This is a genomic window from Ideonella alba, from assembly GCF_018069845.1.
GTDB lineage: Bacteria > Pseudomonadota > Gammaproteobacteria > Burkholderiales > Burkholderiaceae_C > Ideonella > Ideonella alba.
On the sequence record NZ_JAGQDD010000015.1, the window covers coordinates 38,683 to 57,156 of the forward strand.

At 69.5% G+C, this 18,474-nt stretch carries 20 protein-coding genes and 2 tRNA genes; 15 read left to right on the forward strand and 7 right to left on the reverse strand.

Features of this window, described 5'->3' with window-relative positions:
• The first annotated feature begins 12 nt into the window (after window positions 1–12).
• The 6 genes from KAK03_RS17535 to miaB all read left to right on the forward strand — a co-directional run bounded on the left by KAK03_RS17535 (window position 13) and on the right by miaB (window position 5,075).
• Entirely contained in the window at window positions 13–1,272 is a 1,260-nt protein-coding gene (locus KAK03_RS17535) for a TRAP transporter large permease (protein ID WP_210855759.1), read from the forward strand.
• Between the two features lie 20 nt (window positions 1,273–1,292).
• Window positions 1,293–2,144 carry a transketolase gene (locus tag KAK03_RS17540; RefSeq protein ID WP_210855762.1) on the forward strand — a complete coding sequence of 284 codons (852 nt, stop codon included), beginning with the start codon at window positions 1,293–1,295 and terminating at the stop codon, window positions 2,142–2,144.
• Window positions 2,141–3,148, forward strand: a complete 1,008-nt coding sequence (locus tag KAK03_RS17545; protein ID WP_210855764.1) for a transketolase family protein — start codon at window positions 2,141–2,143, stop codon at window positions 3,146–3,148. Before KAK03_RS17540 ends, KAK03_RS17545 begins: the two co-directional genes overlap by 4 nt.
• Before the next feature lie 60 nt (window positions 3,149–3,208).
• Window positions 3,209–3,285 (forward strand) — tRNA-Met (locus KAK03_RS17550).
• Window positions 3,286–3,351: 66 nt separating this feature from the next.
• Window positions 3,352–3,735 (forward strand): hypothetical protein, encoded by a 384-nt coding sequence (locus tag KAK03_RS17555; RefSeq protein WP_210855766.1) that lies wholly within the window; start codon window positions 3,352–3,354, stop codon window positions 3,733–3,735.
• Window positions 3,732–5,075: a tRNA (N6-isopentenyl adenosine(37)-C2)-methylthiotransferase MiaB gene (gene miaB / locus KAK03_RS17560; protein WP_210855768.1), complete on the forward strand. Its 1,344-nt coding sequence runs from the start codon at window positions 3,732–3,734 to the stop codon at window positions 5,073–5,075. The genes KAK03_RS17555 and miaB overlap by 4 nt, the downstream gene beginning before the upstream one ends.
• On the opposite strand, the gene KAK03_RS17565 is transcribed toward miaB, so the two are convergent.
• Complete coding sequence (locus KAK03_RS17565) at window positions 5,065–5,343, reverse strand: hypothetical protein (protein WP_210855770.1); 279 nt, start codon at window positions 5,341–5,343, stop codon at window positions 5,065–5,067. The genes miaB and KAK03_RS17565 overlap by 11 nt on opposite strands.
• Window positions 5,344–5,466: 123 nt before the next feature.
• On the opposite strand from KAK03_RS17565, the gene hemA reads away from it, so the two are divergent.
• From hemA to KAK03_RS17595, 6 genes are all read left to right on the forward strand, one after another.
• On the forward strand, window positions 5,467–6,768 hold the full coding sequence (gene hemA / locus KAK03_RS17570; RefSeq protein WP_210855772.1) for a glutamyl-tRNA reductase: 1,302 nt from the start codon (window positions 5,467–5,469) through the stop codon (window positions 6,766–6,768).
• A 66-nt stretch (window positions 6,769–6,834) separates the two neighbouring features.
• Window positions 6,835–7,917 (forward strand): peptide chain release factor 1, encoded by a 1,083-nt coding sequence (gene prfA / locus KAK03_RS17575; RefSeq protein ID WP_210855774.1) that lies wholly within the window; start codon window positions 6,835–6,837, stop codon window positions 7,915–7,917.
• Window positions 7,914–8,747, forward strand: coding sequence for a peptide chain release factor N(5)-glutamine methyltransferase (gene prmC, locus KAK03_RS17580; RefSeq protein ID WP_210855775.1), 834 nt, complete (start codon window positions 7,914–7,916; stop codon window positions 8,745–8,747). The genes prfA and prmC overlap by 4 nt, the downstream gene beginning before the upstream one ends.
• Window positions 8,748–8,853: 106 nt before the next feature.
• On the forward strand, window positions 8,854–9,417 hold the full coding sequence (locus KAK03_RS17585) for a hypothetical protein (protein ID WP_210855777.1): 564 nt from the start codon (window positions 8,854–8,856) through the stop codon (window positions 9,415–9,417).
• Between the two features lie 137 nt (window positions 9,418–9,554).
• Window positions 9,555–9,866, forward strand: coding sequence for a Grx4 family monothiol glutaredoxin (gene grxD, locus KAK03_RS17590; protein WP_210855779.1), 312 nt, complete (start codon window positions 9,555–9,557; stop codon window positions 9,864–9,866).
• Between the two features lie 4 nt (window positions 9,867–9,870).
• Window positions 9,871–10,452, forward strand: coding sequence for a UbiX family flavin prenyltransferase (locus tag KAK03_RS17595; protein ID WP_210855781.1), 582 nt, complete (start codon window positions 9,871–9,873; stop codon window positions 10,450–10,452).
• Here KAK03_RS17595 and KAK03_RS17600 read toward each other — a convergent pair whose 3' ends face one another.
• Both KAK03_RS17600 and KAK03_RS17605 read right to left on the reverse strand, forming a co-directional pair.
• The gene (locus KAK03_RS17600; RefSeq protein ID WP_210855783.1) at window positions 10,453–11,082 is read right to left on the reverse strand and encodes a lytic transglycosylase domain-containing protein; all 630 of its coding nucleotides are present in this window, start codon (window positions 11,080–11,082) and stop codon (window positions 10,453–10,455) included. It lies immediately after the preceding gene.
• Window positions 11,079–12,824 carry a proline--tRNA ligase gene (locus tag KAK03_RS17605; protein WP_210855785.1) on the reverse strand — a complete coding sequence of 582 codons (1,746 nt, stop codon included), beginning with the start codon at window positions 12,822–12,824 and terminating at the stop codon, window positions 11,079–11,081. Before KAK03_RS17605 ends, KAK03_RS17600 begins: the two co-directional genes overlap by 4 nt.
• Window positions 12,825–12,924: 100 nt before the next feature.
• Between KAK03_RS17605 and KAK03_RS17610 the strand changes: the two genes are divergently transcribed.
• A complete protein-coding gene (locus KAK03_RS17610; RefSeq protein WP_210855787.1) occupies window positions 12,925–13,521 on the forward strand; it encodes an RNA pyrophosphohydrolase in 597 nt (198 codons plus the stop codon).
• 261 nt (window positions 13,522–13,782) lie between these two features.
• Here KAK03_RS17610 and proB read toward each other — a convergent pair whose 3' ends face one another.
• From proB to rplU, 4 genes are all read right to left on the reverse strand, one after another.
• Complete coding sequence (proB, locus tag KAK03_RS17615; protein WP_210855789.1) at window positions 13,783–14,904, reverse strand: glutamate 5-kinase; 1,122 nt, start codon at window positions 14,902–14,904, stop codon at window positions 13,783–13,785.
• Window positions 14,905–14,911: 7 nt separating this feature from the next.
• A complete protein-coding gene (gene cgtA, locus KAK03_RS25070; protein WP_247661241.1) occupies window positions 14,912–16,270 on the reverse strand; it encodes an Obg family GTPase CgtA in 1,359 nt (452 codons plus the stop codon).
• Between the two features lie 106 nt (window positions 16,271–16,376).
• A complete protein-coding gene (gene rpmA, locus KAK03_RS17630) occupies window positions 16,377–16,634 on the reverse strand; it encodes a 50S ribosomal protein L27 (protein WP_210800428.1) in 258 nt (85 codons plus the stop codon).
• 26 nt (window positions 16,635–16,660) lie between these two features.
• Window positions 16,661–16,972, reverse strand: coding sequence for a 50S ribosomal protein L21 (gene rplU / locus KAK03_RS17635; RefSeq protein WP_210855791.1), 312 nt, complete (start codon window positions 16,970–16,972; stop codon window positions 16,661–16,663).
• A gap of 337 nt (window positions 16,973–17,309) precedes the next feature.
• Here rplU and ispB point away from each other — a divergent pair, with 337 nt between their 5' ends.
• Together ispB and KAK03_RS17645 are read left to right on the forward strand one after the other, a co-directional pair.
• Entirely contained in the window at window positions 17,310–18,251 is a 942-nt protein-coding gene (gene ispB / locus KAK03_RS17640) for an octaprenyl diphosphate synthase (RefSeq protein WP_210855923.1), read from the forward strand.
• 24 nt (window positions 18,252–18,275) lie between these two features.
• Window positions 18,276–18,352 (forward strand) — tRNA-Pro (locus KAK03_RS17645).
• Window positions 18,353–18,474 lie beyond the last annotated feature (122 nt).

Here is an 18,474-nt window from a genome sequence, read left to right on the forward strand (position 1 = left end):
CAAGGAGTTGACATGACTGCATTGATCCTGGGGGTGTTCATGGTCGCGGCCGTCGCCGCCATGCCCATTGCCCACGCGCTGCTGGTGGCCGCGATGGCCGCCGCAGCCACCTCCGATCGGGTGCCGCTGGACCTGCTGGTGCAGCAGATGGTGGCGCAGGTCCAGAGCTTCCCGCTGATCGCGATTCCGTTCTTCATGCTGACCGGCTCACTGATGATGGGCGGCAAGCTGGGCGAGGCGCTGGTGGGCGTGCTGTCCACGCTGCTGGGGCGCTTCCATGGCGGGCCGGCGCAAGTGGGCGTGCTGTCCTCGACGCTGTTCGGCGGCGTGTCGGGCTCTGCCGTGGCCGATGCCTCGGCGATCGGCTCGCTGCTCATTCCTTGGCACAAACGCCTGGGTTACCCGGCGGCCTTCTCGGCAGCCACGCTGGCGGCGGCAGCCACGATCGACATCCTGATCCCGCCGTCGATCCCGATGATCCTGTTCGCGCTGTCGTCCAACGCCTCGATCGCCGAGCTGTTCGTGGCCGGCGTGCTGCCGGGCCTGCTGATGTGCGGCGGCTTCATGGCCGCCTGCTGGTGGGTGGGTCGGCGGCGCAACTTCCCGCGGGAAACCGCACCCTTTGATGGCCCGGCTTTTCGGCGCCACCTGGCCTATGCCTCGCCCGCGCTGGTGCTGCCAGTGCTGATCATCATCTTCCTGCGCTTCGGCATCGCCACGCCCACCGAAGTGGCGGTGCTGTCCACGCTGTATGCGGCGGTGGTGTCGATGGCGGTGTACCGCGACCTCGGCTGGAAGCGGCTGCACGACTCGGTCATCCATGCCGGCCTGGCGACCGGCGTGGTGTTGCTGGTGATCATGGCGTCGGCCGCCATCGGCTGGCTGCTCACCTTCGACCAGATGCCGCAGAACATCGCCCGCTGGGTGCAGGACAACGTCCACACCCAGTGGCTGGTGATCCTGCTGATGAACCTGCTGATGCTGTTCCTGGGCATGTTCATCGACCTGCCCGCCGCAGTGCTGCTGCTGACACCGGTCTTCGTCCCGCTGGCCAATGGCATTGGCATGGACATGGCCCAGCTGGGAATCATGATGGTCGTGAACCTGGCGATCGGCCTGTACACGCCGCCGGTCGGCACCACCCTCTTCATCACCAGCGCGCTGGCCAAGGTCAAGGTCGGCCAGACCGTGCGCGAGCTGGGTCCGTTCTACCTGGTGGCCTTCGGCGTGCTGGCCCTGGTGTCGTACGTTCCGGCCAGCATCATCAAGTGACTCCCCGAAAGGACTTCCCCATGGACCACGATCTGAAAGACCTGGCTCAGGCCGCCTGGCGCATCCGCCGCTACGCGCTGCGCATGGGCGAGGTGCAAGGCCAGGGCTACATCGGCCAGGCGCTGGGCTGGGCCGACGTGCTGGCGGTGGCCTACCGCCACGCGCTGAACCTGCGTCCCGATGAGCCCACCTGGGAGGGCCGCGATCGCTTCCTGCTGTCGCACGGCCATTACGCGATCGCCCACTACGCGGCGCTGATCGAGGCCGGTGTGATCCCCGAGAGCGAGCTCGAGACCTACGGCAGCGACGACAGCCGCCTGCCCATGTCGGGCATGGCCACCTACACGCCGGGCATGGAAATCTCGGGCGGCTCGCTGGGCCAGGGCCTGGTGATCGGCGTGGGCATGGCGCTGGGCCTGAAACAGAAGAAGAACCCGGCCTTCGTCTACAACAGCATGAGCGACGGTGAACTGGACGAAGGCTCAACCTGGGAAGCCGCGATGTCGGCCGCCCACCACCGCCTGGACAACCTGATCTGCCTGGTCGACATCAACAACCAGCAGGCCGATGGCCCCTCGAGCCAGGTGCTGGGCTTCGAGCCGCTGGCCGACAAGTGGGCCGCCTTTGGCTGGCATGTGCAGCGCGTGCAGGGCAATGACCTGGCGGCGGTGCGCGATGCCTTTGACACCGCCCGCGCACTGACCGCCGCCCAGCCGCGCGTGATCCTGTTCAACACGCTGATGGGCAAGGGTGTGCCCTTACTGGAGCAGCGCGAGAAGAACCACTTCATCCGCGTGGACCCGCCCGAATGGCAGCAGGCGCTGCAGATCCTCGATCAATCGCTTCAGAACCCGCAAGGAGCCCTGGCATGAACGCCCCCGTCGCAGAGAAGAAGCGCCTGACCACCTCGGCGATGATCGCCTCGATCGCCTCCGAGGGGCAGCGCGTGCAGGCCGCGCCTTTCGGCAAGGCGCTGGTCGAGTACGCCGCCACCCACGCCGAGGTGGTGGGCCTGACCGCCGACCTGGCCAAGTACACCGACCTGCACCTGTTCGCCCAGGCCTACCCCGAGCGATTCCACCAGATGGGCATGGCCGAGCAGTTGCTGCTGGGCGCCGCCGGCGGCATGGCCAAGGAGGGCCTGGTGCCCTTTGCCACCACCTATGCGGTGTTCGGGACCCGGCGCGCCTATGACTTCATCCACCAGGTGATTGCCGAGGAGCACCTCAACGTCAAGATCTGCTGCGCCCTGCCCGGTCTGACCACCGGCTACGGCCCCAGCCACCAGGCCACCGAGGACCTGGCGATGATGCGCGGCGTGCCGGGCCTGACCATTGTCGATCCCTGCGATGCCCTGGACATCACCCAGGCCGTGCCGCAGATTGCCGCCCACCCCGGACCGGTCTACATGCGTCTGCTGCGTGGTCAGGTGCCCCTGGTGCTGGACGAGATCGAGGGCTACCGCTTCGAGTTGGGCCAGGCCAAGATGCTGCGCGAGGGGGCCGACGTGCTGGTGATTTCCAGCGGCATCATGACCATGCGCGCGCTGGAGGTGGCCGCCGACCTGGCCCAGGACCGGTTGGGCGTGGCGGTGCTGCACTGCCCGACGATCAAGCCGCTGGATGAGGCCACCATTGTCCAGGCCGTGGGCCAGGCACCCCGCCTGGTGGTGGTTGCCGAGAACCACTCGGTGATCGGCGGCCTGGGCGAGGCGGTGGCCAGCGCGCTGCTGCGCCACGGCGTGACGCCGGCCCGCTTCCGCCTGGCCGGTTTGCCCGATGCCTTCCTGGACGCCGGCGCCCTGCCCACGCTGCACGACCGCTACGGCATCAGCCGCGAGGCCTTGGGGCGGCGCATCAAGGGCTGGCTGGGCTGAACACGCGCGCGCGGGCGGCTTGGCAACCCAGAAAAACATGCGCTATACTGATGGGCTCTTGGCGCTTTAGCTCAGTCGGTTAGAGCGACGGAATCATAATCCGCAGGTCCGGGGTTCGAGTCCCTGAAGCGCCACCAGAATCCCGGCCCGAAGTGTTCACACTTCGGGCCGTTTTGTTTTGACCCAGCCTCTGGATCCACACCATGCTCCGCTCGGTCTCTGTTCTTCTTGCGGCCACGCTGGTCGCTGCTGCACCGGCCCTGGCCCAGGTGCAGCGCCTCTTTCCCTACCAGGCCCTGCGTGGCGAGATCGCGTTCGACGCGCCGCCTACGGTGCGCCTGAACGGCCAGACCACCCAGCTGGCGCCCGGCGCGCACATCCGCGACGCACAGAACATGGGCATCGTCTTCGGCGCGCTGGAAGGCACCAAGGCCGTGGTGAACTACACCGTCGACCAGCTGGGTCAGCCCAAGGAGATCTGGGTGCTGACCGCCGACGAGGCCGCGCGCAAGCCCTGGCCCCGCACCGACGCCGAACGCCAGGCCTGGCAGTTCGACTACGTGGCCCAGACCTGGACCCGGCCATGAGCGGCAAGAAGGTCTACATCCGCACCTTCGGGTGCCAGATGAACGAGTACGACTCGGACAAGATGTCCGACGTGCTGCGCGCCGCCGAAGGCTACGAGCCCACCGACAACGTCGAGGAAGCCGACCTGGTGCTGTTCAACACCTGCTCGGTGCGCGAGAAGGCCGCCGAAAAGGTCTTCTCCGACCTGGGCCGCGTCAAGCACCTCAAGAGCAAGGGCGTGCTGATCGGCGTGGGCGGTTGCGTGGCCAGCCAGGAGGGCGCGGCCATCGTCGAGCGCGCCCCCTACGTGGACATCGTCTTCGGTCCGCAGACCCTGCACCGCCTGCCGCAGATGATCGCCGAGCGCCAGCGTGCGAAGCGCCCGCAGGTGGACATCAGCTTCCCCGAGATCGAGAAGTTCGACCACCTGCCCCCGGCCAAGGTGGACGGCGCCAGCGCCTTCGTCTCGATCATGGAAGGCTGCTCGAAGTACTGCACCTACTGCGTCGTGCCCTACACCCGCGGCGACGAGGTCTCGCGCCCCTTTGACGACGTGCTCACCGAGATCGCCGGCCTGGCCGCCCAGGGCGTCAAGGAGGTGACGCTGCTGGGTCAGAACGTCAATGCCTACCGCGGCCGGATGGGCGACACCGCCGAGCTGGCCGACTTCGCGCTGCTGCTGGAATACGTGGCCGAGATCCCCGGCATCGCCCGCATCCGCTACACCACCAGCCACCCCAACGAGTTCAGCCAGCGCCTGATCGACGTCTATGCCCGCGTGCCGCAGCTGGTGAACCACCTGCACCTGCCGGTGCAGCACGGCAGCGACCGCATCCTGATGGCGATGAAGCGCGGCTACACCGCGCTCGAATACAAGAGCACGATCCGCAAACTCAAGGCCATCCGCCCCGACATCAGCCTGTCCACCGACTTCATCGTCGGCTTCCCGGGCGAGACCGACGAGGACTTCGCCAAGCTGATGAAGCTGGTCGACGACGTCGGCTTCGATGCGTCCTTCAGCTTCATCTACAGCCCGCGTCCCGGCACGCCGGCGGCCGCGCTGGCCGACGACACGCCGCATGCGGTGAAGCTGGCGCGGCTGCAGACCCTGCAGGCGCGGCTGGAAGACAACGTGCGGGCGATCAGCGCCGCCCGGGTGGGCACGGTGCAGCGCATCCTGGTCGAAGGTCCGTCGCGCAAGGACCCGAACGAGCTGATGGGGCGCACCGAGTGCAACCGGATCGTCAACTTCGCCGGCCCGGCGCGGCTGGTGGGCCAGATGATCGACGTCAGCATCACCAGCGCGCTGCCGCACTCGCTGCGCGGTGCGGTGGTGGTGGGCGAGTCGGTCAGCGCCTGATCACAAAGCCCCGCCACCACAGCGCCAGCGCGGTGGCCGCCACCAGCAGGCCATAGGTGGCCATGCGGCCGTCGCGGCCGAAGACCACCAGCCCGGCCAAAAGCACCACCAGCCCGGCGCCGACGCTCCAGGCCAGCAGCGCGCGCCATGCGGCGCCGGCCAGTTCGCGGCGAAACAGTCCCTTGGCCAGCACGGTGGTCAGCAGGCCCACGCCCAGCGCCGGGGCGGCAAAATTCAGCAAATGCCAGAGCGCGTCCAGCGGTCCCATGGTGAATACGAGGTGGTGAAGGTGCTGTCCATGCGGTTCAAATCTTGATTCCCATCAAGTCAGACCACATTGACACACCTGATGTCATTCGAGCTTCAGCTGGGGATTTTATAATCCGGGACCATGAGTGTCTTTGCGCTCGGCCTGAACCATCACACCGCCCCGCTGGATATCCGCGGCCGGTTCGCGTTCGCGCCTGAGCAGCTGACCCCCGCGCTGCAGGCGCTGCGCCACCAGCTGCTGCGCGCGGTGCCTGAAGCGGCCATCCTGTCCACCTGCAACCGCACCGAACTGTACGTGGCGGCCGGCCAGGGCCGGGCCGCCGAGATCGTGCGCCCCACCATCGAGTGGCTGGCCTCGCAGGGCGGCATCAGCGGCAGCCAGCTGGTCGACCACACCTATGTGCTCGAGAACAGGGACGCGGCGCGCCACGCCTTCCGCGTCGCCTCGGGTCTGGATTCAATGGTGCTGGGCGAGCCGCAGATCCTGGGCCAGATGAAGCAGGCGGTGCGCGGCGCCGACGAGGCCGGCACGCTGGGCACCACGCTGCACCAGCTGTTCCAGCGCAGCTTCTCGGTGGCCAAGGAGGTGCGCACCAGCACCGAGATCGGCGCCCACTCCATCAGCATGGCCGCCGCCACGGTGCGCCTGGCCGCCCAGCTCTTCGAGGACCTGCGCGAGAGCCAGGTGCTGTTCGTCGGTGCCGGCGAGATGATCGAGCTGGTCGCCACCCACTTCGCCGCCCGCGAGCCCAAGGCCATGGCCGTGGCCAACCGCACGCTGGAGCGCGGCGAGAAGCTGGCCAGCCGCTTCGGCGCGCAGGCGCTGCGCCTGGCCGACCTGACCACCCGGCTGCACGAGTTCGACATCGTCGTTTCCTGCACCGCCTCCACGCTGCCCATCATCGGCCTGGGTGCGGTCGAGCGGGCGCTGAAGGCGCGCCGCCGCCGCCCGATGTTCATGGTCGACCTGGCGGTGCCGCGCGACATCGAACCTGAAGTCTCGCGCCTCTCGGACATCTACCTCTACACCGTGGACGACCTCACCGAGGTGGTCAAGACCGCCGGCGAGAAGCGCCAGGCCGCGGTGGAGCAGGCCGAGGCCATCATCGACGCCGGCGTGCAGAGCTTCGCCCATTGGCTGGACCAGCGCGCCAGCGTGCCCCTGATCCAGGCCCTGAACCGCCAGGCCGACGACTGGCGCGCCACCGAGATCGCCCGCGCCCGCAAGCTGCTGGCCAAGGGCAATGACCTGGACACCGTGCTGGAAGCGCTCAGCCGCGGCCTGACGCAGAAGATGCTGCACGGCGCGCTGGCCGAGCTGCACGCGTCCGAGGGCGAGCAGCGCCACCAGACGGCCGAGGTGCTCTCGCGCCTGTTCCTGCGCACCACCACGCGCAACCCGGCCGACGAATCCGGCCGTTAGCGGCGCGCCCCTGAGCGCCGCCCGGGTGGCCTGCCGCCGCCCGCCCCTGTCCCACCGGATACACCCATGAAAGACCCGCTGCGCCAGCAGCTCGATCGCCTGGCGATGCGCCTGGCCGAGCTGGACGCCAACCTGGCCGACCCCGCCGTGGTGGCCGACATGGGCCGCTACCGCCAGCTCGCCCGCGAGCAGGCCGAGGCGGCCGAGGTCACCGGCCTGTGGCGCGCCTTCCAGCAGCGCGAGCGTGACCTGGCCGCCGCCCGCGAGATGCAGGCCGAGCCCGAGTTCGCCGAGATGGCCGCCGACGAGATCGCCAGCGCCCAAGCCGACCTGGCGCGGCTGGACGCCCAGCTGCAGACCGCGCTGCTGCCGCGCGACCCGGACGATGCGCGCAACGCCTTCGTCGAGATCCGCGCCGGCACCGGCGGCGAGGAATCCGCGCTGTTCGCCGCCGACCTGGCCCGCATGTACCTGCGCCACGCCGAGACCCAGGGCTGGCGCTGCGAGGTGATGAGCGAGAACGCCTCTGACCTGGGCGGCTACAAGGAAATCGTCATCCGCGTCGAGGGCGACGGCGTCTACGGCCGGCTGCGCTTCGAGTCCGGCGGCCACCGCGTGCAGCGGGTGCCCGCCACCGAGGCCCAGGGCCGCATCCACACCAGCGCCTGCACCGTGGCGGTGATGCCCGAACCCGACGAGGCCGCCGAGGTCACGCTCAACCCGGCCGAGCTGCGCATCGACACCTTCCGCGCCAGCGGCGCCGGCGGACAGCACATCAACAAGACCGACTCGGCGATCCGCGTCACCCACCTGCCCACCGGCTTGGTGGCCGAGTGCCAGGACGACCGCAGCCAGCACCGCAACAAGGCCAAGGCCCTGGCCGTGCTGCAGGCCCGGCTGCGCGACAAGGAGGCGCAGGAGCGCGCCGCCGCCGAGGCCGCCACGCGCAAGGCGCTGGTCGGCTCGGGCGACCGCAGTGACCGCATCCGCACCTACAACTTCCCCCAGGGTCGGGTGACCGACCACCGCATCAACCTGACGCTGTACAAGCTGGGCGCGGTGATCGACGGCGACCTGGGCGAGCTGATCGGCGCGCTGCAGGCCGCCCGCGCGCAGCAGCAGCTGGCAGCGCTGGAGACCGGCCAGTGAGCACCACCGTGGCCCAGGCGCTGCAGGACGCGCGCACGGCCGGTCTGGACCGGGTGGACGCCTTCGTGCTGCTGGGCGCGCTGCTGCAACGCAAGCGCGGCTGGCTGATCGCCCACGACGAGGCGCGGCTCGACACCGCCCAGGCCGCGCGCTGGGCCGACTGGTGCCGCCGCCGCGCCGCCGGCGAGCCGGTGGCCTACCTGTTGGGCGAGCGCGAGTTCCACGGCCTGCGGCTGGCGGTGTCACCGGCGGTGCTCATCCCGCGGCCCGACACCGAGGTCCTGGTCGACTGGGCGCTGGAGCGCCTGGCCGCCACAGCGCTGCCCGCGCCGCGGGTGCTGGACCTGGGCACCGGCAGCGGCGCGATCGCACTGGCCGTGAAGCACCGGCATCCGGCGGTGCGGCTCACCGCGGTCGATGCCAGCGCCGCCGCGCTGACCCAGGCCCGGGCCAACGGCGATCAGCTCGGCCTGGACGTGGACTGGCGCCTGGGTGACTGGTGGCAGGGCCTGGCGGGCCAGCGCTTCGACCTGGTGCTGTCCAACCCGCCCTATATCGCCCAGGACGACCCGCACCTGCAGGCGCTGGCGCACGAACCGCTGTCGGCGCTGGCCTCGGGCGCCGACGGGCTGGACGACATCCGGTGTCTGCTGGCCGGCGCCCCGGACCATCTGGCGCCGGGCGCCTGGCTGCTGCTGGAGCACGGCTGGGACCAGGCGCCGACGGTGCGCGCGTTGCTGTCCCACCACGGGTTCACCGAGGTGCAGTCGCGGCAGGACCTCGCCGGTCATGCGCGCTGCAGCGGCGGCCGCTGGCCGGCTACAGACTGACACCGACGCTCACGTCGATGCACGCAACAGCAATGTCTCCTGTGCGTTTTTCCGCGCACGCGCTGAACTCATCGGAGTAGCATGGGTCAGACCAAGGAGGTGTCCCATGCGTGCGAACCGCTCCATCACGGTCTGTCTGGCGGCCCTGGCCGCGCTGTCGTCGGCCCAGGCGGCGCCTGTGGGTGACGGTCTGCAACTGACCGAGCCCAGCAGCTGGACCTCCTGGCAAACCCACCTGTCCATCGTCACGGTGTCGCCGCCGGTGCCGGCCAGCCTGGTCAACACGCCGGTGCTGGGCGCGGCGCGTGTCTCCTCCGACCTGTTCTTCGACCTGGGCCGCCTGGGCGACGGGGGCGGTCTGCGCGCCACCGGCGCACTGCTGCTGGGTTCGCGCAGCCTGGCCCTGGGCGCCGCCAGCACCACCACGTTGTGGCGCAGCGTGGGCCTGCCGGACAACCCGGCGGACTCGGCCGCCACGCCCTATGTCGGCGTGGGCTACAGCGCCTGGTGGACACGCGCTGGCGTGGGCCTGAGCGCCGACCTGGGCCTGATGGCGCAGCGCCCCGGCCAGGGCCTGCGCGCACTGACCGGCGGCTCCGGCCTGGACAACACGGTGCGGGCCATGCAGCTCTCGCCGGTGTTCCAGCTGAACCTGTCCTACGCCTTCTGAGCCCCTCAAGCGCAGGCGCGCACGGCGGCGGGTCTCAGACCGTCCGGGCGCAGCCGCGTGAAGCCTTGCCACCGCCGCGGGCTCGGCGGATGTCGGACAATCCAGGGATTGCTCCAACTCCCCCGAAAGGCTCCCGCATGAGCGACGTCCAGCAGCGCATCGACCAGATCGTCAAGGGCCACAAGGTGGTCCTGTTCATGAAGGGCACGGCCCAGTTCCCGATGTGCGGCTTCTCGGGCCGTGCGGTCCAGGTGCTGAAGGCCTGTGGCGTGAACCAGCTCCACACCGTCAACGTCCTCGAGGACGAGGAGATCCGCCAGGGCATCAAGGAATACGCCAACTGGCCGACCATCCCGCAGCTCTACATCAACGGCGAGTTCGTCGGCGGCTCGGACATCATGATGGAGATGTACCAGGCGGGCGAGTTGCAGCAGGCCCTGGCCGCCTGATCCCATGAGTGAGCGCGCCGGCCGCCCGGCCCGGGTGATCGTCGGCCTGACCGGCGCATCCGGGGCCGTCTATGGCGTGCGGCTGCTGCAACGCCTGAAGGCCCTGGGGGCGCAGACCCATCTGGTGTGCACGCCGGCCGGTCTGCTCAATGTCCACCATGAGCTGGGTCTGGACCGCGAGGCGCTGTCGGCGCTGGCGCACCAGAGCCATGGCATCGGCGAGGTGGGGGCCTGCATCGCCAGCGGCAGCTTCGCCGTTGATGCCATGGTCATCGCGCCCTGCACGATGAAGACGCTGGCCGCGGTGGCGCATGGCTTCGGCGACAACCTGCTGACCCGCGCCGCCGATGTCACGTTGAAGGAGCGCCGCCGACTGGTGCTGATGGTGCGCGAAACGCCCTTCAACCTGGCCCACCTGCGCAACATGACCGCCGTCACCGAGATGGGCGGCATCATCTTCCCGCCGCTGCCGGCCTTCTACCACCGGCCCGCCAGCATCGATGAGCTGGTGGACGACACGGTGGAGCGGGCGATCGAGCTGCTGGCGCTGGACCTGGCCGCGCCCAGGCGCTGGGCCGGGCTCTGATCAGGCCGGCAGCAGCCACTGGCGGCGTGCCGCCATCACCATGTCCGGGTACTCGGCGCGGCCGCGGCTGCCGTTGTAGCGGCCCAGCGCGAAGAACAGGTCGCCCTGCTCGCGCTCCAGGTAGTGGCGCAGGATCACGCAGCCAAAGCGCAGGTTGACCTGCATATGGAAGAGCTTGGCCACGTCGCCGTCGCCGATCAGCCGCGCCCAGAAGGGCATCACCTGGGTGTAGCCGCGCGCGCCCGCGACGCTGACCGCGTACTTGCGAAAACCGCTCTCCACCTGCACCAGGCCCAGCATCAGCGCCGGCTCCAGCGCCGCGCGCTTGCTCTCGTACCAGAGGGTGTCCAGGAAATCGGAGCGTGTCTGGAACTCGGCGATGCGGCGCTTCAGGCGGTCGGCGGCCTGGCCCTTCCAGCGCAGGTAGGCCAGCCGGTCCTCGATGCGGCTGAACTGCGGCGAGGGCGGCGCCGGGTTGGCGATCGCGGCCGACAGCGCGGTGCGCACCGAATCGGCCAGCGGCTCCTCGGCCTGTCGGCCGGCGCGGGCCGGGCTGCTCCAGCCCGCCAGCAGCGCCGGAGCGGCCAGCAGCGCGCGGCGCGTGAGCCCGGCCGCGTGCGGGCCCGTCATGCGCCCAGCCGCGCCTTCACCGCCGCCGCCACCTCGGCCAGCGCCAGCTTGCTGGCCTCGGCCTCGCGCCGGCCCTGCACCTCGACCAGGCCCTCCTTCAGGCCACGGTCAGACAGCACCACGCGCTGCGGCACGCCGATCAGTTCCCAGTCGGCGAACATCGCGCCGGGGCGCTCGCCGCGGTCGTCCAGGATGGCGTCCACGCCCAGCGCCAGCAGCTCGGCATGCAGCGCATCGGCCGCCGCCTTGACCTCGGCCGAGCGGTCGTAGCCGATCGGGCAGATCGCCACCTGGAAAGGGGCGATGCTGGCCGGCCAGATGATGCCGCGGGCGTCGTGGTTCTGCTCGATGGCGGCGCCCAGGATGCGCGTGACGCCAATGCCATAGCAGCCCATTTCCATCAGCGCCGGCTTGCCGGTCTCGTCCAGGAAGGTGGCGTTCATCGCCTTGGAGTACTTGGTGCCCAGGTAGAACACATGGCCGACCTCGATGCCGCGTTCGATCGCCAGCACGCCCTTCCCGTCGGGCGAGGGGTCGCCCTCGACGACGTTGCGGATGTCGGCCACCAGGTCGGGCTCGGGCAGGTCGCGGCCCCAGTTGGCACCGGTGTAGTGGTGGTCCCAGGCGTTGGCGCCACAGACGAAGTCGCTCATCTGCGCGACCGTGCGGTCGGCCACGATCTTCACCGGCTGGAGCAGGCCGATCGGACCCAGGTAGCCCGGCTTGCAGCCGAAATGCGCCTCGATCTCGGGCACGGTGGCGAAGCGGAAGCCGTTCTTCAGACCATCGAGCTTGCCGACCTTGACCTCGTTCATGTCGTGGTCGCCACGCACCAGCAGCAGCCAGACAGTGGTCTTGACCACCACGCCGCGCTCATCCAGCTCATCGGTGGCCAGCACCAGGCTCTTGACGGTCTGCTTCAGGTCCAGACCCAGCAGCGCGGCCACGTCGGCGCAGGTGCTCTTGCCGGGCGTGGGCGTCTTCACCAGCGCCTGGGTGGCGGGGCCGCGCGGCGTGGCGGGCGCCACCGCCTCGGCCAGCTCGATGTTGGCCGCGTAGTCGCTGGTGGGGCAGTAGATGATCGCGTCCTCGCCGGTCTGGGCGATGACCTGGAACTCGTGGCTGAGGTCGCCACCGATCGCGCCAGTGTCGGCGGCCACCGCGCGGTAGGTCAGGCCGAAGCGATCGAAGATGCGCTTGTAGGCGGCGAACATCTGCTCGTAGCTCTTCGCGGCGCCGGCCGCGTCGCGGTCGAAGGAGTAGGCGTCCTTCATCGTGAACTCGCGGCCGCGCATGATGCCGAAGCGCGGCCGGCGCTCGTCACGGAACTTGGTCTGGATGTGGTAGAAATTTTTCGGCAGCTGCTTGTAGCTGCGCAGCTCCTGGCGGGCGATGTCGGTCACCACCTCTTCGCTGGTGGGCTGGATGATGAAGTCGCGGTCGTGCCGGTCCTTCACCCGCATCAGCTCGGGGCCCATCTTGTCGAAGCGGCCGGTCTCCTGCCACAGCTCGGCCGGCTGCACCACCGGCATCAGCAGCTCCACCGCGCCGGCGCGGTTCATCTCGTCGCGGATGATGGCCTCGACCTTGCGGATCACCCGCAGGCCCATCGGCATGTAGTTGTAGATGCCGGCGCCCAGGCGCTTGATCATGCCGGCACGCATCATCAGCTGGTGGCTGACGACCTCGGCGTCGGCGGGGGCTTCCTTGAGCGTGGAGATGAAGAACTGGGAGGCTTTCATGGGCGTCGGCGCAATGACCGGCCCCTCGGGAAAGCGAGAACCTGTGCCCGCGCGGCCGCCAGTGCTATATTGATTTCAATTCAAGAATTGGGGTTCGATTATGCTCGACCGGGAAGGCTACAGGCCCAACGTCGGCATCATCCTGCTCAACGCCCGCAACCAGGTGTTCTGGGGCAAGCGCCTGCGCACCCACTCCTGGCAGTTCCCGCAAGGGGGCATCAAGTATGGCGAGTCGCCTGAGCAGGCGATGTTCCGCGAGCTGCACGAGGAAGTGGGCTTGCTGCCTGAGCACGTGCAGATCCTGGCGCGCACCCGCGACTGGCTGCGCTACAACGTGCCCGACCACTTCATCCGCAAGGATGCACGCGGCCACTACAAGGGCCAGAAGCAGATCTGGTTCCTGCTGCGCCTGATGGGCCGCGACAGCGACATGAACCTGCGCGCCACCGACCACCCCGAGTTCGACGCCTGGCGCTGGAACGAGTACTGGGTGCCGCTGGACGTGGTGATCGAGTTCAAGCGCGACGTCTACCAGATGGCGCTGACCGAACTGGCCCGCTACCTGCCACGCGTGAACCACCACAACCGCTACCTGCGCGGCGGCATGCGCCACCAGGGCCAGCGCCCCCGCGCCGAGAACGAGCCCGAGCTGCCGCCGGGCGCCACGCTGGAGCCGCCGCCGGAGCAGGCGGCCTGAGCCGCGCTGGGTTGTGGCTGCGTCCCGGCCCCGCGGGCCTTCACGTGGGCTACGCAGACATGAGCCTGCGCCGCAACCCTGGCCGCGCCGCGCTGGGTTGTGGCTGCGACCCGGCCCTGCGGGCCTTCACGTGGGCTACGCAGACATGAGCCTGCGCCGCAACCCTGGCTGCGCCGCGCTGGGTTGTGGCTGCGGCCCGGCCCTGCAGGCCTTCACGTGGGCTACGCAGACATGAGCCTGCGCCGCAACCTGGTCCTGGCCTCAGGCCAGGACCAGGTTGTCCCGGTGGATCAGTTCCGGTTCGTTGGCAAAGCCCAGCAGTCCCTCGATCTGTGAAGAGGGTTTGCGGGCGATGAGGCGGGCCTCGGTGCTGGCGTAGTTCGACAGCCCGCGGGCGATCTCGGCGCCGGCGGCGTTGCGCACGGCGATGACGTCGCCGCGGTGGAATTCGCCCTCCACCTCGACCACGCCGATCGGCAGCAGGCTCTTGCCTTCCTCGCGCAGCTTGATGACGGCGCCATCGTCCACCCGCACCGCGCCGCGCAACTGCAGGTGATCGGCCATCCACTGCTTGCGCGCCGCCAGCTTGGGTGTGCCGGCCAGCAGCGCGGTGCCGATCGGCTCGCCGGCGGCCAGGCGCAGCAGCGCGTCGGGCTCGCGGCCCCAGGCGATCACGGTGCTGGCGCCGCTGCCGGCGGCGCGCTTGGCGGCCAGGATCTTGGTGATCATGCCGCCGGTGCCCACGCGCGAGCCAGCGCCGCCGGCCATCTGCTCGAGCGCCGGATCGCCGGCCTGGGCGACGTCGACAAAGCGGGCGTCGGGGTTGCTGCGCGGGTCGGCGGTGTACAGGCCGCGCTGGTCGGTCAGGATCACCAGCGCGTCGGCCTCGACCAGGTTGGCCACCAGCGCGCCGAGGGTGTCGTTGTCGCCGAACTTGATCTCGTCGTTGACGACGGTGTCGTTCTCGTTGATGACCGGGATGACCTTCAGGCCCAGCAGCGTCAGCAGCGTCGAGCGGGCGTTCAGGTAGCGCTCGCGGTCGGCCAGGTCGGCGTGGGTGAGCAGCACCTGGGCGCTGCCCATGCCATGCTCGCTGAGCAGGCGCTCGTACATCTGCACCAGGCCCATCTGACCCACCGCGGCCGCGGCCTGCAGCTCATGCAGTTCCTTGGGCCGGGTGCGCCAGCCCAGGCGCTTCATGCCCTCGGCGATCGCGCCGGAGGAGACCATCACCACCTCACGGCCCTGGTGGGCCAGCGCGGCGAGCTGGCGGCACCAGTTGCCGATGGCCTCGGCATCGACGCCCTTGCCCTCGTTGGTGACCAGGCTGGAGCCGACCTTGACGACGATGCGCCGGGCGTTCTTCAGGGGACCTTCGCTCATCGGCGCATCACTCGTCGGTCGGAGGATCGAAGCGGGGATCGCGCTCGGGCGCGGGAATGACCTTCTCGGTCTTGCCACGGCCCTTGGGACCGGGCTTGGTCAGGCTGCCGCCCGTGCGCACGCCGGCAGTGACCTTGCGGGTGCGCTGGGCGGGGCTGGGCGCGTCGTCATCGCGCGTGGCAAAGCGCGGGTCCGGTGCCTCGACGATCTTCTGCTGGTCCTTGGCCACCTCGTCCCAGATCGCGTGGATCAGCGGCTGCAGGCCGTCGCGGGTCAGTGCCGAGATCTGGAACACCGGCCCCTTCCACTTGAAGCGCTTGACGAAGTCCTTGACCTTGGCGGCGCGCTCGGCCTCGGGGACCATGTCGAGCTTGTTGAGCACCAGCCAGCGCGGCTTGGACATCAGCGGCACGCCATGGTGCGGCAGCGGGGCGGGCTCGTCGGCCTCGACGGCGTCCTCGGGCAACGCCTCGTCAGCCTCGTCCCAGTCCTCGTCGTCCGGATCGGGCATCGGCGCCTGGGCGCGGCGGCGCGGGCGCTTCGGACCTTCCTCGTCGTACTTGCGCAGTTCCTCGACGATGGCCTTGGCCTGGGCCACCGGATCCACCGCATCGTCGAAGGGCGCCATGTCCACCACGTGCAGCAGCAGCCGGGTGCGCTGCAGGTGGCGCAGGAACAGGTGGCCCAGGCCGGCGCCTTCCGAAGCGCCCTCGATCAGGCCGGGGATGTCGGCGATGACGAAGCTCTTCTCGGGCCCCACACGCACCACGCCCAGGTTGGGGTGCAGCGTGGTGAAGGGGTAGTCGGCGATCTTCGGGCGGGCGTTGGACACGCCGGCGATCAGCGTGGACTTGCCGGCGTTGGGCATGCCCAGCAGGCCCACGTCGGCCAGCACACGCAGCTCGAGCTTCAGGTTGAAGCGCTCGCCCGGCCAGCCCGGCGTGGACTGGCGCGGCGCGCGGTTGGTGCTGCTCTTGTAGTGCAGGTTGCCGAAGCCGCCGTCGCCGCCCTTGGCCAGCAGCACCGGCACGTCGGGCTCGATCAGCTCGGCCAGCACCTGGCCGGTGGCGGTGTCGGTGATGATCGTGCCCACCGGCATGCGCAGCACCACGTCCTGGGCGGCGGCGCCGAAGCAGTCGGCGCCACGGCCGGACTCGCCGTTCTTCGCCTCATGGCGGCGGGCGTAGCGGTAGTCGATCAGCGTGTTGAGGTTGCGGTCGGCCACGGCATAGACGCTGCCGCCCTTGCCGCCGTCGCCGCCGTCCGGGCCGCCGAAGGGAATGAACTTCTCGCGCCGGAAGCTCACGCAGCCGGCGCCGCCGTTGCCGGCGGCGATATCGATGGTGGCTTCGTCGACGAATTTCATGGTGGATGCAGATGGTACCGGGCGGCGCCTGGGGCGGGCCCGAAAACGACGAAGCCCCGGCGAGCCGGGGCTTGGCAGCGGCCGCCCGAAGGCGGCGGGGGGCTGCTTACAGCGGGGTGACGCTGACGGTGTGGCGGTTGCGCTCGCCCTTGACGGCGAACGACACGGTGCCATCGACCAGCGCGAACAGCGTGTGGTCACGGCCCATGCCGACATTGGTGCCGGCGTGGAACTTGGTGCCGCGCTGGCGCACGATGATGGAACCGGCCGAGATGGCCTGGCCACCGTAGGCCTTCACGCCGAGCATCTTCGGCTGGGAGTCACGGCCGTTCCGGGTGGAACCGCCGCCTTTTTTCTGTGCCATGGTTCAGTGCTCCTGGATGATGCCGATCAGGCGGTGATGCCGGTGATCGACAGCTCGGTGAAGTTCTGGCGGTGACCGCCGTGCTTCTGGTAGTGCTTGCGGCGACGCATCTTGAAGATGCGGACCTTGTCATGACGACCGTGCGCCACGACGGTGGCCCTCACGCTGGCACCGCTCACCAGAGGAGCACCGACCGTCAGATCCGCGCCGTTGCCCACGGCCAGCACCTGATCGATCACCACTTCCTGGCCAACGTCCGCAGCAATCTGTTCTACCTTGATCTTCTCGCCGACGGCAACTTTGTATTGCTTGCCACCGGTTTTTACGACCGCGTACATAAGGACCCTTTGCAAAATGCCCGCTGAAACCTTTGCGCACCGCTCACCGCGCCAGCACAAACCGCGCCCTGCGCCACAAGCAGTTTCCAACGTTCTTGCGGATTCACCCGAACCATTCGGGCGAAGCCGGGCATTCTAGCACGTCAGGCCATCGCGTGCCAGAGCCCCTGCGGGGATCCGCCGGGCGGCGGCGGCGCCACGCCCGGCGGCTGCCTCCGCGCGTTCCTATAATCTGCGACTTTTGTCTCGCCGACGCCGTACCGTGACCGCCAGCCCCCCGTTGCCCGACACCGACGCCCGCGCGGCCAACGCCTCGGCGTCCGCCCCGGCCGACCCGATGGCCGCGGCCATGGCGCGCGTGGACGAGGTGATCCGCCAGCGCCTGTCGTCGGACGTGGCGCTGATCGAGCAGATCTCGCACTACATCATCGGTGCCGGCGGCAAGCGCATCCGGCCGCGCCTGGTGCTGCTGTTCGCCCAGGGCCTGGGTTACGAAGGGCCGCAGGCCGACGAGCTGGCGGCGACGGTGGAGTTCATCCACACCGCCACGCTGCTGCACGATGACGTGGTCGACGAGTCCTCGCTGCGCCGCGGCCGCCAGACCGCCAACGCGATGTTCGGCAACGCCGCCAGCGTGCTGGTGGGCGACTTCCTGTACTCGCGCGCCTTCCAGATGATGGTCTCGGTCAACCGCATGCGGGTGCTGGAGGTGCTGGCCGACGCCACCAACGTGATCGCCGAGGGCGAGGTGCTGCAGCTGATGAACATGCACGACCCCGACACCACGGTCGAGGACTACCTGCGCGTCATCCGCTTCAAGACCGCCAAGCTCTTCGAGGCCAGCGCCCGCCTGGGCGCGGTGGTGGCCGACGCCGATCCGACCATCGAGGAAGCCTGCGCCGATTACGGCCGCGCGCTGGGCACCGCCTTCCAGCTGGTCGACGACCTGCTTGATTACGAGGGCGACCGCGAGGCGCTGGGCAAGAACGTCGGCGACGATCTGCGCGAGGGCAAGCCCACGCTGCCGCTGCTGTTCGCGATGGACCACGGCACCGACGAGCAGCGCCAGCTGATCCGCCACGCCATCGAGCACGGCGAGGTCGAGCGCCTGCCGGAGATCATCGCCATCGTGCGCGCCACCGGCGCGATCGAGGCCACCCGCCAGGCCGCCCGCGACGAGGCCGAACGGGCCCGCGCCTGCTTGTCGGCCCTGCCGGCGTCAGAAGCGAAAATTTTTCTGCTAGAATTAGCGGTTCGATCGGTTGAGCGCTCTTCCTGAGCCGCACCAAGACCAGTTCGACATCGGGGTGTAGCTTAGCCTGGTAGAGCGCTACGTTCGGGACGTAGAGGCCGGAGGTTCGAATCCTCTCACCCCGACCAGGATCTTCTTCGAAGCCTCGGCCCCCGCCGGGGCTTCGTCGTTTTCGGGGCTTCGTCGTTTCTGCCCCACCCTGGACCCCGGGGCGGCGGGCAAAAGGCATGGCGGGGCGCCGCCTGTGGCG

Bases quoted from the DNA above. Each gene is read 5' to 3' on its own strand.
- KAK03_RS17535 (WP_210855759.1), top strand. From the start codon at position 13: ATGACTGCATTGATCCTGGGGGTGTTCATGGTCGCGGCCGTCGCCGCC.
- KAK03_RS17540 (WP_210855762.1), top strand. From the start codon at position 1,293: ATGGACCACGATCTGAAAGACCTGGCTCAGGCCGCCTGGCGCATCCGC.
- KAK03_RS17545 (WP_210855764.1), top strand. From the start codon at position 2,141: ATGAACGCCCCCGTCGCAGAGAAGAAGCGCCTGACCACCTCGGCGATG.
- KAK03_RS17555 (WP_210855766.1), top strand. From the start codon at position 3,352: ATGCTCCGCTCGGTCTCTGTTCTTCTTGCGGCCACGCTGGTCGCTGCT.
- miaB (WP_210855768.1), top strand. From the start codon at position 3,732: ATGAGCGGCAAGAAGGTCTACATCCGCACCTTCGGGTGCCAGATGAAC.
- KAK03_RS17565 (WP_210855770.1), bottom strand. From the start codon at position 5,343: ATGGGACCGCTGGACGCGCTCTGGCATTTGCTGAATTTTGCCGCCCCG.
- hemA (WP_210855772.1), top strand. From the start codon at position 5,467: ATGAGTGTCTTTGCGCTCGGCCTGAACCATCACACCGCCCCGCTGGAT.
- prfA (WP_210855774.1), top strand. From the start codon at position 6,835: ATGAAAGACCCGCTGCGCCAGCAGCTCGATCGCCTGGCGATGCGCCTG.
- KAK03_RS17585 (WP_210855777.1), top strand. From the start codon at position 8,854: ATGCGTGCGAACCGCTCCATCACGGTCTGTCTGGCGGCCCTGGCCGCG.
- grxD (WP_210855779.1), top strand. From the start codon at position 9,555: ATGAGCGACGTCCAGCAGCGCATCGACCAGATCGTCAAGGGCCACAAG.
- KAK03_RS17595 (WP_210855781.1), top strand. From the start codon at position 9,871: ATGAGTGAGCGCGCCGGCCGCCCGGCCCGGGTGATCGTCGGCCTGACC.
- KAK03_RS17600 (WP_210855783.1), bottom strand. From the start codon at position 11,082: ATGACGGGCCCGCACGCGGCCGGGCTCACGCGCCGCGCGCTGCTGGCC.
- KAK03_RS17605 (WP_210855785.1), bottom strand. From the start codon at position 12,824: ATGAAAGCCTCCCAGTTCTTCATCTCCACGCTCAAGGAAGCCCCCGCC.
- KAK03_RS17610 (WP_210855787.1), top strand. From the start codon at position 12,925: ATGCTCGACCGGGAAGGCTACAGGCCCAACGTCGGCATCATCCTGCTC.
- proB (WP_210855789.1), bottom strand. From the start codon at position 14,904: ATGAGCGAAGGTCCCCTGAAGAACGCCCGGCGCATCGTCGTCAAGGTC.
- cgtA (WP_247661241.1), bottom strand. From the start codon at position 16,270: ATGAAATTCGTCGACGAAGCCACCATCGATATCGCCGCCGGCAACGGC.
- rpmA (WP_210800428.1), bottom strand. From the start codon at position 16,634: ATGGCACAGAAAAAAGGCGGCGGTTCCACCCGGAACGGCCGTGACTCC.
- rplU (WP_210855791.1), bottom strand. From the start codon at position 16,972: ATGTACGCGGTCGTAAAAACCGGTGGCAAGCAATACAAAGTTGCCGTC.
- ispB (WP_210855923.1), top strand. From the start codon at position 17,310: ATGGCCGCGGCCATGGCGCGCGTGGACGAGGTGATCCGCCAGCGCCTG.